The sequence below is a fragment of the Pseudaminobacter soli (ex Li et al. 2025) genome, assembly GCF_029892515.1.
GTDB lineage: Bacteria > Pseudomonadota > Alphaproteobacteria > Rhizobiales > Rhizobiaceae > Pseudaminobacter > Pseudaminobacter soli_A.
Genome location: NZ_JARXVF010000002.1, coordinates 205,131 through 221,652 on the forward strand (window position 1 = coordinate 205,131; position 16,522 = coordinate 221,652).

Below are 16,522 nucleotides of genomic sequence, written 5' to 3' on the forward strand. Positions count from 1 at the left end.
GATCGCGGATGACCGTAACCGGTCGGCACCAGAAGGACCGCTTTAGCCGTGTAGCTCCCGTAACCTGACTGTCTGCTCCCGGCCGATACTGTTGAAAAACGCGCTGTTGCTGGCGCTTGGGACGCATGATTCAATCCTCTGAGTGATTTGCAGGGGATCATGCGAATGATGGGATTTCAGGCGGCTCCAGCGCAGCTCTTTTACGATTTCAGTCTCGATGAGCACGTGCCGGCCGATCATCTCCTTCGCCGCATCGACCACCACTTGGACCTTGAGGGCATCCGCACGCAGTTAAAGCCGTACTACAGCAGCACAGGTCGCCCCTCGATCGATCCTGACCTGATGATGCGAATGCTGATCGTCGGTTACAGCATGGGCATCCGATCGGAACGACGGCTGTGTGAGGAGGTCCATCTCAATCTCGCCTACCGTTGGTTCTGCCGGCTGGGGCTGGACGGCAAGGTGCCCGACCATTCGAGCTTCTCGAAGAACCGCCACGGGCGTTTCCGGCAAAGTGATATCCTGCGGCATCTGTTCGAGACGGTGGTGGAGCGCTGCCTGGCACAGGGGCTGGTCGGTGCGGAAGGCTTGCCGTCGACGCCAGCCTGATTGCCGCCGACGCCAACAAGCAGCGCTCGGTGCCTGGCGTGGAATGGAACCTCGATGATGCGAAGGACGGTGCCAGTCGCTCGGTGCAGGAATATCTGGAAGTGCTCGATGATGCGGCCTTCGGCGCGGCCTCGCCGGTGACGCCGAAGTTCATCTCCGCTTCCGATCCGGCGGCCCAGTGGACCGGAGCCCATAAGGGCCATGCCTTCTTTGCCTATGCCACCAACTACCTGATCGACACCGACCATGGCGTCATCCTCGATGTCGAGGCGACGCGTGCCATCCGTCAGGCAGAGGTCGGAGCATCCCGCACGATGATCGACCGAACCGAGGAGCGCTTCGGCTTGAAGCCGGATTATCTGGTGGCCGACAGCGCCTATGGCTCGGCCGAGAATCTTGCCTGGCTCGTCAAGCACAAGACAATCGCACCGCACATCCCGGTCTTCGACAAATCCACCCGAACCGATGGAAGCTTCTCGCGCGCCGACTTCGTCTGGGACGGCGAACACGATCGTTACGTCTGCCCGGCGGGAAAGGAATTGCTGCAGTTCCATCGCAACTATGCGACGCCTCGATCGGGCATCACCAGTGAAGGCACCCGGCTTTACCGAGCCCGCAAGCAGGATTGCGATGCGTGCGAACTTAAACCACGCTGCTGCCCGAACGCGCCCACGCGCAAGGTGCCCCGCGATCTCCATGAAGACGCACGCGATGTCGCCAGAGCAATTGCTGGCACGCCGGCCTATGAGCGCTCGCGCCACCGGCGCAAGAAGGTGGAGATGCTGTTCGCTCACCTCAAGCGCATCCTGCGGATGGCTCGCCTGAGGCTGCGAGGCCCGTGCGGGGCACGCGACGAATTCCTCCTTGCCGCAACCGCCCAAAACCTCAGGAGACTGGCAAAGCTCAGGCCGCCGTGCCGCTTGGCCGCGGCAGCAGCCCTGTGAGGAGCGCGTCGAACTCCCGCCGCCGCCGCGAGCGATCGCCAGTTCGGTAAGATTCTAGGACGCCTCGGCGGCCTCAGCGCTGTGAACGATCTCACCGTCGAGTTTTTCAACGAAATCCGCCCAAAGCGGCCAGTCCGCAACGCGCCCCATGTCGGCCGTAGAGATCGGCTTCGCGGCTTTCTGAAAGCAGATCTTGTGATGCGATAGTCGTGCGTCTGTGAAGACGCCGCTGCCTCAAGGCAGCGACAGCTTCGATATGCGAACCTCAGAGCCAGCCTTTGAGGCTGGCCAGATCCAGATTCCCGCCCGAGATCACGAGGACGAGCGGGCCGGAACCGTTCAGGTCACCAGGCCTTGCAAGGGCCACCGCCAAGCCTGCGCAGGCCGCGGGCTCGGGCATGATCTTCAGCCGGGCCATGAGAACTTTCATCGCCTCAAGAATCTGCGCATCGCTCACCAGATGAACGCCTTCGAAACGCTCCCTCACCAGCGCGTAGCACAATTCGCCCGCGGAGGGCGCGGCCAGACCGTCGGCGATGGTGGAAACGACCGGCAACCTGACCGCCTTGCCGGTCTCGAGGCTTTGCGACATGGCCGCCGCCCCCTCCGGCTCGGCTCCCCAAAGACGGACTTTGTGGCCTTGGGCGATTGCCGCCTTGGCCATGCCTCCGGCCATGCCACCGCCGCCAATCCCGAGAATGATATCCGCGACAGCAGGCAGATCCTCGAAAATCTCGGCCCCAAGCGAAGCGTGACCCGTCATCAGTTCATCGTCGTCATAGCTGGAAATGTAGGTCAACCCCTCGCTGGCAGCGAGGTCGAGACAGAACTGCGCGGCCTCCTGTGGAGTTCCATGCTGGATCACCCTTGCGCCATAGCCCTTGGTAGCGGCGACCTTGGTGGGATTGGCGCTCGCCGACATCACGACCGTGGTGGAAATTCCGAGAACCCCGCCCGCGTAGGCCAGGCCTTGAGCCGCATTGCCGGCCGAAAAGGTGACAGTACCGCGCGCCCGTGCCTCGGGTGAAAGCTGCATCATCGCCCAGAGCATGCCGCGCGGCTTGTAGGAGCCGGTGCGCTGGAAGAGCTCGGCCTTGATCCACGTCTCGCGCCCCAGCAACTCGGAGAGATGGCGCGAATGCCACAGCGGCGTGCGATGGATATGCGGCGCAAGGGCCGCGCGTACCTCGTTCAAACGGGTCATGGTAATCATCAGTTGCCCTTTCGGCCGGATCAGAAGGGAACGCGCGCGCCGAGATTGCGCTGGCGAGCGGTCTGGAACAGGTGGTTGGCGCAGATCAGATCTTCTGCCGGAATGCCCAGGGACTTGTAGATCGTCACCTCGCCAGGCGCCTGCCGTCCCGGATGGCGTCCGGCCAGAACTTCCCCGGTTTCCGCAAGAATATGGTCTTCTGTCACCAGACCTGCTTCCTTGGCGGCAAGAAACTCACCGGCCTGAAGCAGCGCCGAAGGGCGGTAGTCGACGAAGAAGCGCGCGCGCTGGACAAGGGTGTTGCCGATTTCGGCGGCCGAAGCGATCGACGAACCGACCACATTGATATGCGTGCCATCGGCGACCTGAGCGTTTTCCAGAATCGGCTCGGCCGCAGCCGTCACCGTGCAGATCAAGTCGGCGTCGCGCACCGCCTCAGTTACGTTGGCGCAAATCTCGATCGGCACCGGGCTGCGCGCGGCGTTCTCCCGCGCAAAGGCCTCGGCGCGGCCAGAATCGCGCCCCCAAATACGCACCCTGCGGAGGCTGCGCACGCAGGACATCGCCAACAGATGTTCGCGCGCCTGCTCGCCACAGCCCAGGATCGCCAGATCGCCGGCCTCGGGACTCGAAAGCACCCGCGTTGCCAAGCCAGAGGCGGCAGCAGTGCGGATCGCCGTGACCTCGCCGCCATGGACGATCGCCACGGGTGTGCCGACTGCCGCATCGAAGAGGACGATCGCGCCTTGATGCGACTGAAGCCCCCTGGCACCGTTCTCCGGATAGACCGCCGTCAGCTTGGCACCGAAGACATCAGGCGCCAGCATGGCCCCAGGCATCAGGCCGAAGCCGCGATCCCGCCCGGACGGCAGGCCAATGATCCAGCGCGGCGGCTGGCAGGTTGCCCCCGCCGCCGTTTGTAGCATCGCGGTTTCCATCAGGCCAATGCATGTCTCCATTGGCAGGAGTTCCCGCACCAGGCTACGATCGATTATCTGCAATTCCACTTTTTCGCCTTTCCTGATCTTCAGTCGATCTGGCCAATGCGTGCGGTCAGCTCGCGCAGCACCTGCCGCCCGCGAACCCAAACCATCTCGCGCCAATCGTCGCGGTCCGGGACATGAAGCTGCCTCCATCTGCGGCGCGCGTCACGGGTTTCCTGTTCAAGCGGGTCGCGATCCCGCCACATGAGCGCGTCCGCGCGCTCAAGCAATGCGCGCTGGCCAGGACGAAGCACCTCGCCGCCGAATTCGAAGCACATCGCGATGACGTCCCGGCCCGGCAGGCGAGCCATGACATGGCCGTAAAGATGGCCGTGTTGGATGAACTCATCCTCCGCGCCCTCGCCGGCGAGCGGAGCCTCCAGCGTCGGGCCGAAGAGCAGCCGGGCCTTGTCGAGCTGCCGGCCCGGGCTGAGGTGCCAGAGCGGAATGCCGTATCCGTAGGGCCCATAGCCGGTATGGAAGTCGCAAACCACGACACGCTCTGCCCTGGCGCAATGCGTTGCGAGGATGCGGTCGAGTACCTCGTGGCTCCAGCAGGGCGCCGCGCCGCCGAAAGAAGGCGCGTCAGGATAGTGATACTGGCCGCCTTGAAGAACCATTCCGTAATGGCGACGCCCGGCGCGCTGTAGGAAGGCGGCAAGCCGCGCATCCGCCGCCCGGCGTACCTCCGGATCGGTATCCGGACACATGACATCCGCGACATGCTCGGAATATTCGTGATCGTCGGGCAGCTTGGCGAAGTCCACGAAATGCCGGTTCAGGTCGATATTGTCCTCTTGCTGGCGGCGGTCCCAGGCCATGCCCCAGGGGTTGATCGCATGGATGTGCAGCATGGCAACGTCGGCGGGAAGCCTCGTTGCCTGCCCCTCATGGCACCAGGCGACTTGACAGGCCGAGCCTGCCCAACCCTCGACCCCGTGCAAGCCGGAAATGGTGACGATCAGATGCCGCGCCGCCGGGTTTCCGAAGAACGCGACATCACAGGCAAGCCGTTCTCCGTCAGGTCCAGCAAGCTGGTGATCGAAGCTCTCTACCCGCGCGGCGCCTGCCGCCCTAGCCGCGTTGAGGAACTTGTCGCGCGCCTGCGCAAGGTCGCTTGAGAAGGCCTTCACCCAACCGGGCTCGATCCCATTTACATCCATGGCGACTCCGCGCTCCTCCAGTGAAATACAAATAGTCCATACTGGACATTACGTCGATCTTGCTGGCGTCTTTTACAGGGATTGTCGCTAAGTTTTCAATTGACAAAACGTCCATCGTGGACGTTTTATGCAGACATGACGCATGAGCTGGACAAGTATCTTCCCGTTGCCGAGGCTGTCGCGGCCCTGCTGAGGCCGCATGCCGAGGTGGTGATCCATGACCTCGAAACGGGCAATATCCGTCATATCGTCAATCCGCTATCGCGCCGTCAGGCCGGAGCCAGCTCGATGACCGAGATGGAGGTTGCCTCATCGCTCGAGGCCTCGGTGATCGGGCCTTACCGCAAAACGAACTGGGACAGACGCCAGCTTCGCTCTGTGACGGCAGTGTTGCGCAACGATGCCGGGCATCCAGTCGGTCTGCTGTGCATCAATCTCGACATCTCGGCTTTCGAGGGAGCGGTCGCCTTCATTCGGCGGCTAATCGAATTCTCGCCCGCGCCGGTACTCCATTCGGACCTGTTCAAGCCCGAATGGAAGGAGACGGCCAGCACGATCCTGAGCGCCTATCTCGCCTCGAACAAGCTCACCGAAGCCGCGATGAGCCGTGACGATCATCTGGCGGTGCTGCGGCTTCTGGACGAAGCGGGGATTTTCGACATGCGTGGCGCCATGCCCCATGTCACCCAGATGCTCAGGCTCTCGCGCTCGACCGTCTACAACATGCTCAACGAAATCAGGAAGAACCCCTGACCCCGAACGCTGGGGCGGGACAGGCACGCGGTGCCGCATAACGGAGAGGAGTTTCCAATGCTATTTCGTAAACTGATCGGCGCGATCTCGGTCGCCGCCGCCCTGACGATGCCTGCGCTGGCCCAAGACAAGGATCTGCTCGCGACCGTCAAAGAGCGCGGGGAGCTAGTCGTCGGCACCGAGATGCAGTTCCCGCCCTTCGACTTCATCGAAAACGGCAAGCAGGTGGGCTTCAACGCCGATCTCTTCGCCGAGATCGGCAAGGAACTGGGCGTCAAGGTGAAGTTCATCGACCTGCCCTGGAGCAACGTGCTCCCCGGCCTCGAAGCGGGCAAATTCGACATGGTTGCGGGCCCCAACACGTTAACTGCCGCACGGCTGGAGAAGTACTATTTCAACCTGCCAATCTCGGGCGGAGCGATCTCGATCATGAAACTGGCGAAAAACACCGGCTTCACCTCGGCGGAGGATATCGAAGGCCGCACCTTCGGCGCGCAGCGTGAGACCGTCTCGGCCACCAAGATCCGTGAGGTGGGCGAGGGCAAGAACATCACCGTGCGTGACTATGGCGACAACAACCAGGCCTATGCCGATCTGGTTGCGGGCCGCCTCGACGGGGTCGTGGCGCAATCGACCAACCTGTATTACGCAGCCAAGCTGCGCGAGGGGATGTTCGAGGTGCTCCAGCCGGCAATCGGCCCGATGGCCTGGTTCAGCTATGTCGGCCGCAGGGATGAGAACTCGCTGGCGCTGATGAAGGCTATCGACGAGGCCATTCTCAAGGTCAGCAAGGACGGTCGCATGGCCGAAATTCAGCTCAAGTGGTTCGGCGTGACGATGGATCTGCCGGAAACCCTGCCCAATCCCCAGATGTGACCGGTGCGGGGGGCGGCGATGTTGGAATTTTCCGGAGCACTGAACGAGTTTCCCTTGTTCCTTCAGGGAGCCTGGGCCTCGATCTTATATGCCGTGGGTTGCCTGACCCTCGGGTTCCTGCTGGCAGTCATGATCTGCATGGCACGGATCTCCACCGTCCGCATCGCGTCCCTCTCCGCCAGGGTCTACATCAATGTCATCCGCGCCACGCCCCTTCTCGTGGTGCTGCTGATCGTGTTCAACATCCTGCCCTTTGTCGGGGTTGAGCTTTCGCCGGAAGCCTCGGCTCTCTTGTCGCTGACCGTCTGCACCGCGGGCTATCAGGCCGAGATACTGCGTGGCGGCTTTGCCGGCGTGTCTCAGGGCCAGATCGAGGCCGGCCGCATCACCGGCATGAGCGAATGGCAGATCTTTCGGCACATAAAGCTGCCGCAGGCGTTTCGCCTGACGCTACCCGCCCTGATCAACGAGACGACGATCATGATCAAGGGCACGTCCCTGATCTCCACAGTAGGCATCCTGGAGCTGACGCGGGTGGCCCAAAATGTGGGAAATTCCAATTTCCGTCCGCTCGAGGCCCTGTTGATCGCGGCTGCGCTCTACTGGTTGATGACCACAGCAATGACCATTGCCGGTGATGCGCTGATCCACCGCTACGCGCGGGAGAAACAGTCATGAGTTTCGATCCCGCCATTATCACCGATAACCTGCCGCAGATTGTCGACGGCTTGCGTCTGACGATCCTGCTGTGGCTGGCCGGCACCATAACCGGCATGGCGCTCGGCTTCATGCTTGCGCTTTTGCAAACCTCGCGCCTTGGGCCGGTCCGGTTTCTCGTCAGGATCTATCAGTCGATCTTCCGGGGAACGCCCTTTCTGGTGCAGATCTTCCTGCTCTATTACGGCGGCCCGATGATCGGCCTTCTGTTGAACGCCGAGACAGCCGGTGTGCTAGGCCTCGCGCTCTATTCAGCCGCCTACTTCACCGAAATCTTCCGGGCGGGTTTTGGCGCGGTCAGTGTCGGGCAGGCGGAGGCAGGACGGATCTGCGGCCTGAGCGAATTCCAGATCCTGTGTCATATCCAACTTCCCCAGATGATGGTGACGATCACCCCCGCTCTCGTCGGCATGTTCATCGTCATGAGCAAGGAAACGGCTATCCTTTCGGTCATGACCGTGCCCGAGATCACCGCCGTCCTTTCCGGGATCGGTTCCGCCACTTTCACATACGTCGAGACATTGCTGACGCTGGTGCTTTGCTACTGGGTCCTCGTCGGCGCAACCACCTGGATCGGAAGCCGGGTCGAGCGGCATATGCAAAGACATCTCTTGCCTGAAAACGGAAAGACAGCATGACAAACCGGGAAAGCGCCATCGAGATCCGCGGGCTGAAGAAGAGCTTCGGCAAATTCCCGGTCCTCGACGACATCGATCTCGACATCCCGCGCTCGGCTGTTACCTGCATCATTGGCCCCTCCGGTTCCGGCAAGTCGACGCTCCTGCGCTGCATGGCTTTTCTGACCGATTTCGAGGCAGGTTCGATCCTGATCGAAGGCCAACCCCTGGGCTTCGTCGGGGAAGGGGCCGCGCGTCGTGCCTGCACGAACAAGGAGATCAATGCCGCGCGCGAGAGGGTCGGCTTCGTCTTCCAGCAGTTCAATCTCTGGCCGCATCTGACCGTACTCGAAAACGTCGCCATGCCGCTCAGGCTGGTGAACAAGCTTTCGAAGTCCGAGGCGGCGGGAAAGGCACGCAAAGCTCTGGCGAAGGTGGGGCTTGCCGATCACGTCTCGAAATACCCGACTTTTCTCTCCGGTGGCCAGCAGCAGCGCGTCGGCATTGCGCGGGCGCTGGCGCAAGATCCGCATATCATTCTCTTCGACGAACCGACCTCGGCGCTTGACCCCGAACTGGTGGGAGAGGTGCTGCAGGTGATGCGCGATCTTGCCGCTGACGGTATGACCATGGTGGTGGTGACCCACGAGATGGGGTTCGCCAGTCAGGTCGCCGATCAGGTGGTCTTTACCGACAAGGGCGTGATTGCCGCCAAGGGCAGTCCGGCCGAGATCTTCGGCAATCCGGACAATCCACGGGTGCGGAGCTTCCTCGCCAATTATTTCGAGCGCAACACGATCCGGTCTCGGCCGGCCGGTCGTGACGTGCCGGCGGCTGCAGGGCAACTTGGATGGGGGATGCCTTTGGTGGAAGGAAGCGGTAGGGCCTGAGCGGCAGTCGGGCTACCATGCGTTTGCTGTCAGGCAGGCGAAAGAATCTGGCGCCCGCAGAAGCGCATCGCAATGGTTCTGTTGCAACGGCCGATTGGAAGCGAAAAGCGCCCGATAGAATGCGCAAGTAACGTGCTGTTGTTACATTTCCGCGACACCTTCGGCGGCTGCAGCAATGCCGTTTTCCCCGACATCACGCGCGGCGCAAGTTTGGATAAACTGCCTCTCGCCTGAACTAGCCTTCTTCGATGATGATCGCCCGCCCCGGTCCCCGAGGCGGGCATTTTCTTGCTTGGATCTAAGGCCGTTCTTCGGGTGGCTTGATGTGGCGAAACTGGACCAGCACCAACAGGTCGTAGCTGATTTTCAGCGCGCCACAGATGAGGAGCGGCCACGCCCGAAGTGAGGCGGCGAATAGCAGCCCCGCCAAGGTCGGGCTAATCGCGGCAGCGAGGCTGCGCGGCACCGAGGTGAAGCTGGCAGCGGCGGGGCGCTCCCTCTCGGTCACCACCGCCATGACGTAGGACGAGCGCGTCGGCACATCCATCTGCGATAACGCCGCTCGAACAAGCAAAAGAGCGAGCGCCACGGGCAAGGTTGGCGCAACCGCGGCCAGCATCAGGGCAATACTGGAGGGGATATGAGTGAACACCATGGTGTTGATGAGCCCGATGCGTCGCGACAGCCAGGCGGCGACCGGATAGGAAGCCGCCGAGAGCACGCCGGACCAGAAGAAGAATGTGCCGGCCTGCGACAGCGACAGGTTGAACGTCTCAAACAACCACAGCGCCAGCAGGGACTGAACGACAAAGCCGCCGGCGAACGCATCGAGACTGAACAGCGCCGCCAGCTTGATGACGACGTGGCGGGAGGGCCCGAGCGTGGCCGCTGATTTGATTTGTCGGGTTGCCTCACGCTCGGGGATACGAGCGTAGAGCGCGCCTCCGAACACGCCCAGCAATGTGTAAAGGACGAACATGGCCCTTATGCCGCCGAGCCGGTCGAGACCGAACATCGCCAGATGATCCGGAATTGCCGCGGCCAGTCCGCCAAACGCTGCGGCAATGGCTCCCACGAAACTGTAGCGGGCGAACATCTCGGTGCGCGCGGATGATGTGACTTCGCGCGCGAGAACGGCATGTTCCAGTGGCACAAAAATGCTGACGCTGCCGGCGGATGGGTTGACCGTTCCGGCGAAGGCAACGAGCAACAGCGGCCCATAGCCTCGAAGACCGACGAACGCCGCGCCGGTTGCAACCATCAGGCCGGCAGCGGCAAGCAAAAGCTGGCGATGATCGTGCCCGGCACCGAGCAAGCCGATGCCGATGGTGAGGAGAGCGGACCCCAACAGCGACGCGGTCGCAACAATCCCGACCTGCAGCGGCGTAAACCCGAGCGCGAGCAGATAGACCGGCAACAGCACGGCCACGTAAGCGTCGCCGAAGTCGCGCAAGGCACGCGCCGCGAGCAAATACTTTGCCGGTTGGATTCGCATTTGTTCTGCCAGCCGAAATCGACGCAGGCAGAAGTAGATTACTCCATTTCCATTGGTCGTGCGCAGGCCGAGGGGCGAACGCGAGTTAGGATCCGAACGTCTGCTCTTTGGCCTTCTGCGCCAAAAGCTGCCAGTTCGCCTACAGCCCTAAACTGCCAGTCCGCTTCGCGCCCATGTCGGCCATAGGGACCAGCTTTGCCTGTTGCTGAAAGCAGACATTGCCGGTCACGTGTTGCGGGTCGAAGCCGCGCCGTGAGCGTGCTGCAGCTTTCGCGATTGGTTGACTGCTTTGGCTGTTAGCCGACCACTTTGCCAGCCGAGATAATTGACACCGATCCCCGCTGATTGCCGTATGAATATCGTGTTGGAGGAAGTTTCCGTCCCAACTCATTCACCCTCGAAAGCGAAACGCATCCACAAACAACGTGAAGGCTGTCGACGCGTGCCGCCGGTGCGGATAGTAGAGATGGTACCCGGGCAGGTCGGGCGTGAAGCGGTTTAGCGCGCGCAGGAGCTGGCCTTCGTCGAGATGGTGCTGGACCTGATCGAGCGGCAGATAGGCGAGGCCGTGGCCGTCAAGTGCTGCCTCGCGGATCAGGTCGATGTTGTTGAAGGCAAGCGGCCCGTCGACGCTCACTCGCGTCTCCCGGCCGCCGCGCATCGGCAGGCGCAGGTTGATTGCGCGATGATCGATCAGCCTTGCGGGTGAAGTCGGCATGGCATGACGCCGGGAATAGTCCGGTGAGCCGACGATCGCCATGGGAATATCCGGTCCGATCCGCACCGCGATCATGTCCTTGGCGATTTCCCCGCCGAGTCGGATGCCAGCATCGAAGCGATCGGCCACCACGTCGACCAATCCATAATCGACCGTTACTTCGATATTGATGTCGGGGTTGTCCGGGAGCAGCCGCTTCAAGGTGGGAACGAGGATTGTTTTGGCCGCGTGCTCGACGGTGGTGATACGGATCGTGCCGGACGGCCGGTCGCGCAAACAGAATGGCGGCGGCCATGATCGTAGCGTGCGACGCCAATGCCCCCCTTGCCGCGTCATCCATGCCTCAATGAGCGACGATGTAACAATCGAAGCGACGTGCCGAGCCTCGCAGAAATGCCGCGCATTGCGTCGGAATATTGTGGCGATGGCTAACGGATCCGGAGGAAATATAGCGGTGCAGTCAAGTACTCGAAAATCTCTCCGGCCGCCTTCCCGTTTAGAGGATCAGAATGTTCCTTACCGATACGGTTCAAGTGCAAAGCAATGGCTGCGGTGACAAGTAAAGCGACCCACAACATCAGCGGCAGAAACACAGCCAGTCTTGCCGTTCAGTCCTTGGCAAGATGGATCCTGTCGAGCGCCGCGCGCAGCCCATGGGTAAGCTTGGTCACGTCATCATTCGCCCAGAAGTGCATGAAGAACAGATGCGGCTTGTCGTCGAGCATATGATTGTGCAGCGCCGTCACATCGATGCCGTTCTCGCGCAGGGCTCGCTGCACAGGCCCGACTTCTGTCGCGATGAGCACGAAATCACCGGTGACCGCCGCTCTGCTGTTGCCGGTCGGCTGGAAGTTAATGGAGTTCGCGGACCCCATGGCTTCCGGCAGGTCCATGCCGCCTTCGCTGATCTTTTCCGCCCGTGGAATGCTGACCTGATACACGCCGCCGTTCACCTTGCCCTTGTGGCCAAGCGTCTGGTCGATGAGGGCTGTGTCGAGATCGACGGAAGTCGAGGGTGATGCGGCATTCGCCCCTGCGTCGGAGAGTGGTGTCCGGCTTTCCTCCAGGGCGTCATGTAGGCTGGCGGCGAGCTTCACGGGGTCACCGCGCCCCAGAACATGCATGTACACTGTGGCCGGATCGGAGCGCAGCAGGTGATTGTGGAGTGCGGTGATCTCGATGTCGCCTTTGATCAGCTTCATCATCACCGGATTGACCTCCGGCGGGGTCAACACGAGGTCGCCCATGACCGTGACCTCGCTGTCATTCATCGACCTGAACGCCAACCAAGAGCCGAGTGCCAGAGCTGGCTTGAGCTCCACGCCGTCGAGAACGACCTTCAGGTCCGAGCGAGGCAGCCCCACGCGGTAGATGCCGCCAGACACCAGCGTGCCGGATTTGCCAAGCGCCTTGCCGACCGCCGTCCAGTCAGGCTCTGCGTGGGCCTGGCCAAGAAAAATTGCAAGCAGGATAGCGCCGATAGGGAATTTCGCGTGCATTCCAGTCTCCGTCGCCTCCGATCCAAGGGGTGTATCCCCGCAAAGCTTCACGTAACGGCCGTTCCCATTGCTGGCGGCCAGCTGTGCGTTTCTGTCTTGCGCCGCGATGCCCAGGCGTAGAGAGCGTCGTAAATGACAAAGCCGTGTCTCAGTACCTCATGGTCGTCCGGAGACACGTCCCGAAGTCCCAGGGAGATCGCCAGAAGGCCAGCTGACTGAGGCGTGAGGTCATGTCGGTCGGTGTCGGCACCGCGGACGATCGCGGCGATCGTCACGATCGCCGGATCATGGCCAAGGCCGTGCTTCGCGACGAAGGCGTCGAAGCTGCAGCCTTCGCCGACATGCGTGTATTCGACACCGGGCACGTCGTACGGGATCGCCCCGGTCTCCTCGGCGACCTTGATCACCTGATCCGGCGGCACAAACAGGAACTCGGGATCCTTGTCGATGAACCGCGCGACAAGCCAGGGGCAGGCGATGCGGTCGATGACCGGGCGTTCGCGTGTAACCCATTTCATGGTTTCATCTCCCTTCTGTTTGCGAAAGCGGCACCGTTGGCGCGCCAATGGCGTGCCAGGCGGCGATGCCGCCCGCCGGGTTGTGCGCGTCTAGCCCGCGGCGACGAAGTTCGGCGGCGACGTCGGCGCTGACCCGGAGGCCATAGATGCCGTATACGATGATCGGCTTGTCCGTCGGCAGGTCGCCAGCCCAGCCCGCGATCTTCTCCGGAGCACGCACGAGTGCCCCCGGTAACATGTCGTGGCGCTTTGCCATGACGTCGGCGAGGCAGACGTCGAGGAGAGCAATATCCTCCTTCGCCTCCAGGTGGATCAGCAGCCGCCGGTGTCGTTCCGACCAGGTGAGCAGGGTCCAGCCCGAGCCGCCCGCCTGGGCCTTGGCGCAGGCGGTGAAGTGGATACGCCAGCGCGCGACACTGCCAAAATCCCGTTCGATGTCATGGGTCAGATCGCCGCGCACGTCACTCGAACCACCTAATCCTTCGAAGTAGATCTCGTGCAGGATCGCCGAGTTGGCGGCGACAAGCTCCTCGCGTTTCAGGCCATTTATGTCGAAGATCGGGGCTGTGCCCCAGTCGAGGTCATCCAGGCGGCGCTCGATTGCGTTCAGTCGGCGGACGGCACCCCCGTAGTTGTTCTCGTAGTGGCTGGCGAGAAGGCGTTCGCAGAGACCGTCAAGGCGGTTGGGTTTAAAGGGCAGTGGGATGATCTGGTGCATGGCGTCCTCGCTTGGGGTACGCAACCGATTGAATGCTACGCCTTAGTCCAATATGATACAAGTGTTGCATACGTGAGATTTGATGATACGGTATGGATATGATCGATGACTTGATAGTTGCGGAGCAGCGCTGGCTGTTCCTGATCCACCAACTGCCGAGCAAGCCCGCCTACTTCCGGGTGAAGATCTGGCGTCGCCTGCAAGGGATCGGAGCGGTCGCCGTCAAGAGCACGGTCTATGCGCTGCCTGCGAACGCCGAGACGCAGGAGGACTTCGAATGGCTTCTGAAGGAGATCGTCGAGGGTGGCGGCGAGGCCTTGGTGTGTGAGGCACGCCTCATCGACGGCCTTTCAGACGCTCAGGCGCGCGGGCTCTTCGATGCCGCGCGCGACGAGGACTACGAGGAAATCGCCAAGGAAGCGCGGGCGCTTTGGGCGCGGCTCGAGGACACTGCTGCGCCCGACGAAATGGCCGATGCCCGAACGCAGTCGTGTCGTCTGCGCAAGCGGCTTACGGAAATCGCGGCGATCGACTTCTTCGGCGCGACCGGTCGCCTCTCGGCCGAAAGCCTGGTCGCGGAGCTGGAGCGCAGGCTCACGGAGGATACGGACATGACCAAAGACTTGCCAGAAGCGCCGCCGCCGTTGGCGGGCGATCTCAAAGGACGAATTTGGGTCACGCGCAAGGGCGTGCATGTCGACCGCATCGCCTGCAGTTGGCTGATCCGTCGATTCATCGATCCCGACGCGGTCATCCGCTTTGTTCCGGGAAAGGGCTATGCCCCGGACGCGGGAGAATTGCGGTTCGACATGTTCGAAGGGGAGATCACCCATGAAGGCGACCACTGCAGTTTTGAGGTCTTGCTCAATCGGGCCCACATCAATGACCCGGCGCTTCAGGCCATTGGCGAGATCGTCCACGACATCGACCTAAAGGACGCGAAGTTCGGTCGAGAGGAGACGAGCGGCATTGCCAGTCTCATCGCCGGAATCTGCGTGGCGAACCCCGAGGATGAACAGCGGATCGCCCAAGGCGCACCCGTCTTCGACAACCTGTATCAGTATTTCCACACCAAGGGCGGATAACGCACAGGAACGAAACCATGAGCAAGATTGGCGACATACACGCCGTCCCGGACCGACACTCTGATGCTCCTGCCCATGGCATTCCGTTCGGCGAAGCGGTTCGCGTCTGGGCGCGTGTCGCGGCCCTGAGCTTTGGCGGCCCTGTGGGGCAGATCGCGGTAATGCATCGCATATTGGTCGATGAGAAGCGTTGGATCGGAGAAGCCAGGTTCCTTCACGCCCTCAACTACTGCATGCTGCTCCCAGGGCCCGAGGCCCAGCAGTTGGCGGTCTATGTCGGATGGCTGCTCCACAAAACGAAAGGCGGCCTCGTTGCCGGCGCGCTGTTCGTGCTTCCGGGCTTCCTATCGATTCTGGCGCTGAGCTACGTCTACGCAGCGTTCGGCAAGGTCGGAATTGTCGAAGGGCTCTTCTTCGGGCTCAAGGCAGCGGTGCTGACCATCGTTGTGCAGGCCGTGATCCGGATAGGCCAGCGTGCCTTGAGGAACACCGTCATGGTGGGGATCTCGGTCGCGGCATTCGTGGCGATCTTCTTCTTCCGCGTGCCTTTCCCAATCATCATTCTCGTCGCCGGGGTGGCCGGATACGTTGGAGGACGCAGGGGGTCGCCCCTGTTTCGTGTCGGCGGTGGGCACAAAGCTGGCGACAATGCGGCGCTGGACGAGGACTCGGCTCTGGGCAAGGACACGCCCCGACACGCGCGCCCAAACATCGCCTGGTCGTTGAAGATATCCGGAATCTTTCTACTGCTATGGCTGTTGCCCGTTGCGATTTGCCTCGCTCTGTTGGGACGAGACAGCGTCTTTAGTCAGATCGCAGTGTTCTTCAGCCAAATGGCGATGGTAACGTTCGGCGGTGCCTATGCGGTGCTGGCCTATGTCGCGCAGGAGGCAGTCCAACACTTCGGATGGCTGCAGCCAGGGGAGATGCTGGACGGGTTGGGAATGGCGGAAACGACACCGGGCCCCCTGATCATGGTTGTCCAGTTCGTCGGTTTCATGGGCGCGTTCCGGCATCCTGGCATCCTCAATCCGATGCTGGCTGGGACGCTTGGAGCGATACTCACCACTTGGGTTACGTTCGTGCCATGCTTCCTGTGGATCTTCCTGGGCGCGCCATACATTGAGGTTCTGCGGGGCAACGCGGCACTGACCGGAGCGATGTCGGCGATCACCGCCGCGGTCGTCGGCGTGGTCATGAACCTGGCCACATGGTTCGCACTGCACACCCTGTTCGGACAACTGAACCCATGGCAAGGATATGGCATTCTCGTCGACGTGCCCGTCTGGCTGACGGCGAATGTTCCCGCCATGGTGCTGACCGCAGCCGCTGCCATCGCCACGTTCGGATTCGGCACCAAGATGATTCCGACGCTCCTGGCCTGTTCGATCGCAGGAATGGCCTGGTACCTGGCAGGTGGCAACATTTGACGACTGCCCGCCTTCTCCGAACCAGCATCGCCCTGGGGCTATGGACGTTGGCCCTATTAGATCCTGACAGGGCTCGTAGCGATCTTCGTCATCTGGGCACTGATATCCTTGAGTCGGCACCGCATGTCAGCAATCACGAAATCAGGCGAGGTCCCGATAGGTGCGGAGTGACGCCGCCGCGAGGCCAAATTTGTGAAGGAGTGGGCCGCCGCGACCTTACAGCTGCTATGTAAGGCGCGTCCCGATTCCCCAATCGGGGCAGGCCCGGCTTTCCCAGGCCCCCATACCCCTGCC

At 61.9% G+C, this 16,522-nt stretch carries 14 protein-coding genes and 2 pseudogenes; 8 read left to right on the forward strand and 8 right to left on the reverse strand.

What is annotated here, in order from left to right; genetic code table 11:
* Positions 1-165 precede the first annotated feature (165 nt).
* Positions 166-1,553, forward strand: a pseudogene (locus tag M2281_RS11735) (transposase).
* A gap of 265 nt (positions 1,554-1,818) precedes the next feature.
* On the opposite strand, the gene M2281_RS11740 reads toward M2281_RS11735, so the two are convergent.
* The 3 genes from M2281_RS11740 to M2281_RS11750 are packed head-to-tail and all read right to left on the reverse strand — an operon-like array spanning position 1,819 to position 4,912.
* Complete coding sequence (locus M2281_RS11740) at positions 1,819-2,757, reverse strand: threonine ammonia-lyase (protein ID WP_280821348.1); 939 nt, start codon at positions 2,755-2,757, stop codon at positions 1,819-1,821.
* Between the two features lie 29 nt (positions 2,758-2,786).
* On the reverse strand, positions 2,787-3,773 hold the full coding sequence (locus M2281_RS11745) for an ornithine cyclodeaminase family protein (protein ID WP_280821349.1): 987 nt from the start codon (positions 3,771-3,773) through the stop codon (positions 2,787-2,789).
* A gap of 20 nt (positions 3,774-3,793) precedes the next feature.
* On the reverse strand, positions 3,794-4,912 hold the full coding sequence (locus tag M2281_RS11750; RefSeq protein ID WP_280821350.1) for a DUF2817 domain-containing protein: 1,119 nt from the start codon (positions 4,910-4,912) through the stop codon (positions 3,794-3,796).
* Between the two features lie 135 nt (positions 4,913-5,047).
* Between M2281_RS11750 and M2281_RS11755 the strand changes: the two genes are divergently transcribed.
* Genes M2281_RS11755 through M2281_RS11775 form a run of 5 tightly spaced genes read left to right on the forward strand, consistent with a single transcriptional unit; the run spans position 5,048 to position 8,765 of the window.
* Positions 5,048-5,665, forward strand: coding sequence for a helix-turn-helix transcriptional regulator (locus tag M2281_RS11755; protein WP_280821351.1), 618 nt, complete (start codon positions 5,048-5,050; stop codon positions 5,663-5,665).
* 57 nt (positions 5,666-5,722) lie between these two features.
* A complete protein-coding gene (locus tag M2281_RS11760; RefSeq protein WP_280821352.1) occupies positions 5,723-6,541 on the forward strand; it encodes a transporter substrate-binding domain-containing protein in 819 nt (272 codons plus the stop codon).
* Positions 6,542-6,559: 18 nt separating this feature from the next.
* Entirely contained in the window at positions 6,560-7,219 is a 660-nt protein-coding gene (locus tag M2281_RS11765; protein ID WP_280821353.1) for an amino acid ABC transporter permease, read from the forward strand.
* On the forward strand, positions 7,216-7,896 hold the full coding sequence (locus tag M2281_RS11770; protein ID WP_280821354.1) for an amino acid ABC transporter permease: 681 nt from the start codon (positions 7,216-7,218) through the stop codon (positions 7,894-7,896). Before M2281_RS11765 ends, M2281_RS11770 begins: the two co-directional genes overlap by 4 nt.
* The gene (locus M2281_RS11775; protein ID WP_280821355.1) at positions 7,893-8,765 is read left to right on the forward strand and encodes an amino acid ABC transporter ATP-binding protein; all 873 of its coding nucleotides are present in this window, start codon (positions 7,893-7,895) and stop codon (positions 8,763-8,765) included. The genes M2281_RS11770 and M2281_RS11775 overlap by 4 nt, the downstream gene beginning before the upstream one ends.
* A 298-nt stretch (positions 8,766-9,063) precedes the next feature.
* Here the strand turns inward: M2281_RS11775 and M2281_RS11780 are convergent, their stop codons facing one another.
* The 5 genes and pseudogenes from M2281_RS11780 to M2281_RS11800 form a co-directional block, all read right to left on the reverse strand.
* Positions 9,064-10,260, reverse strand: coding sequence for an MFS transporter (locus M2281_RS11780; protein WP_280821356.1), 1,197 nt, complete (start codon positions 10,258-10,260; stop codon positions 9,064-9,066).
* Positions 10,261-10,651: 391 nt separating this feature from the next.
* Positions 10,652-11,254: pseudogene (locus M2281_RS11785) on the reverse strand (LysR substrate-binding domain-containing protein); the annotation flags it as partial.
* 332 nt (positions 11,255-11,586) lie between these two features.
* On the reverse strand, positions 11,587-12,477 hold the full coding sequence (locus M2281_RS11790; protein ID WP_280821357.1) for a DUF1259 domain-containing protein: 891 nt from the start codon (positions 12,475-12,477) through the stop codon (positions 11,587-11,589).
* 47 nt (positions 12,478-12,524) lie between these two features.
* A complete protein-coding gene (locus M2281_RS11795) occupies positions 12,525-12,995 on the reverse strand; it encodes a chromate resistance protein ChrB domain-containing protein (RefSeq protein ID WP_280821358.1) in 471 nt (156 codons plus the stop codon).
* Positions 12,996-12,999: 4 nt separating this feature from the next.
* Positions 13,000-13,713, reverse strand: coding sequence for a Fe-Mn family superoxide dismutase (locus M2281_RS11800; protein WP_280821359.1), 714 nt, complete (start codon positions 13,711-13,713; stop codon positions 13,000-13,002).
* Between the two features lie 92 nt (positions 13,714-13,805).
* Between M2281_RS11800 and M2281_RS11805 the strand changes: the two genes are divergently transcribed.
* Both M2281_RS11805 and chrA read left to right on the forward strand, forming a co-directional pair.
* Positions 13,806-14,798 (forward strand): chromate resistance protein ChrB domain-containing protein, encoded by a 993-nt coding sequence (locus tag M2281_RS11805; protein ID WP_280821360.1) that lies wholly within the window; start codon positions 13,806-13,808, stop codon positions 14,796-14,798.
* 17 nt (positions 14,799-14,815) lie between these two features.
* On the forward strand, positions 14,816-16,228 hold the full coding sequence (gene chrA / locus M2281_RS11810) for a chromate efflux transporter (RefSeq protein ID WP_280821361.1): 1,413 nt from the start codon (positions 14,816-14,818) through the stop codon (positions 16,226-16,228).
* Positions 16,229-16,522 lie beyond the last annotated feature (294 nt).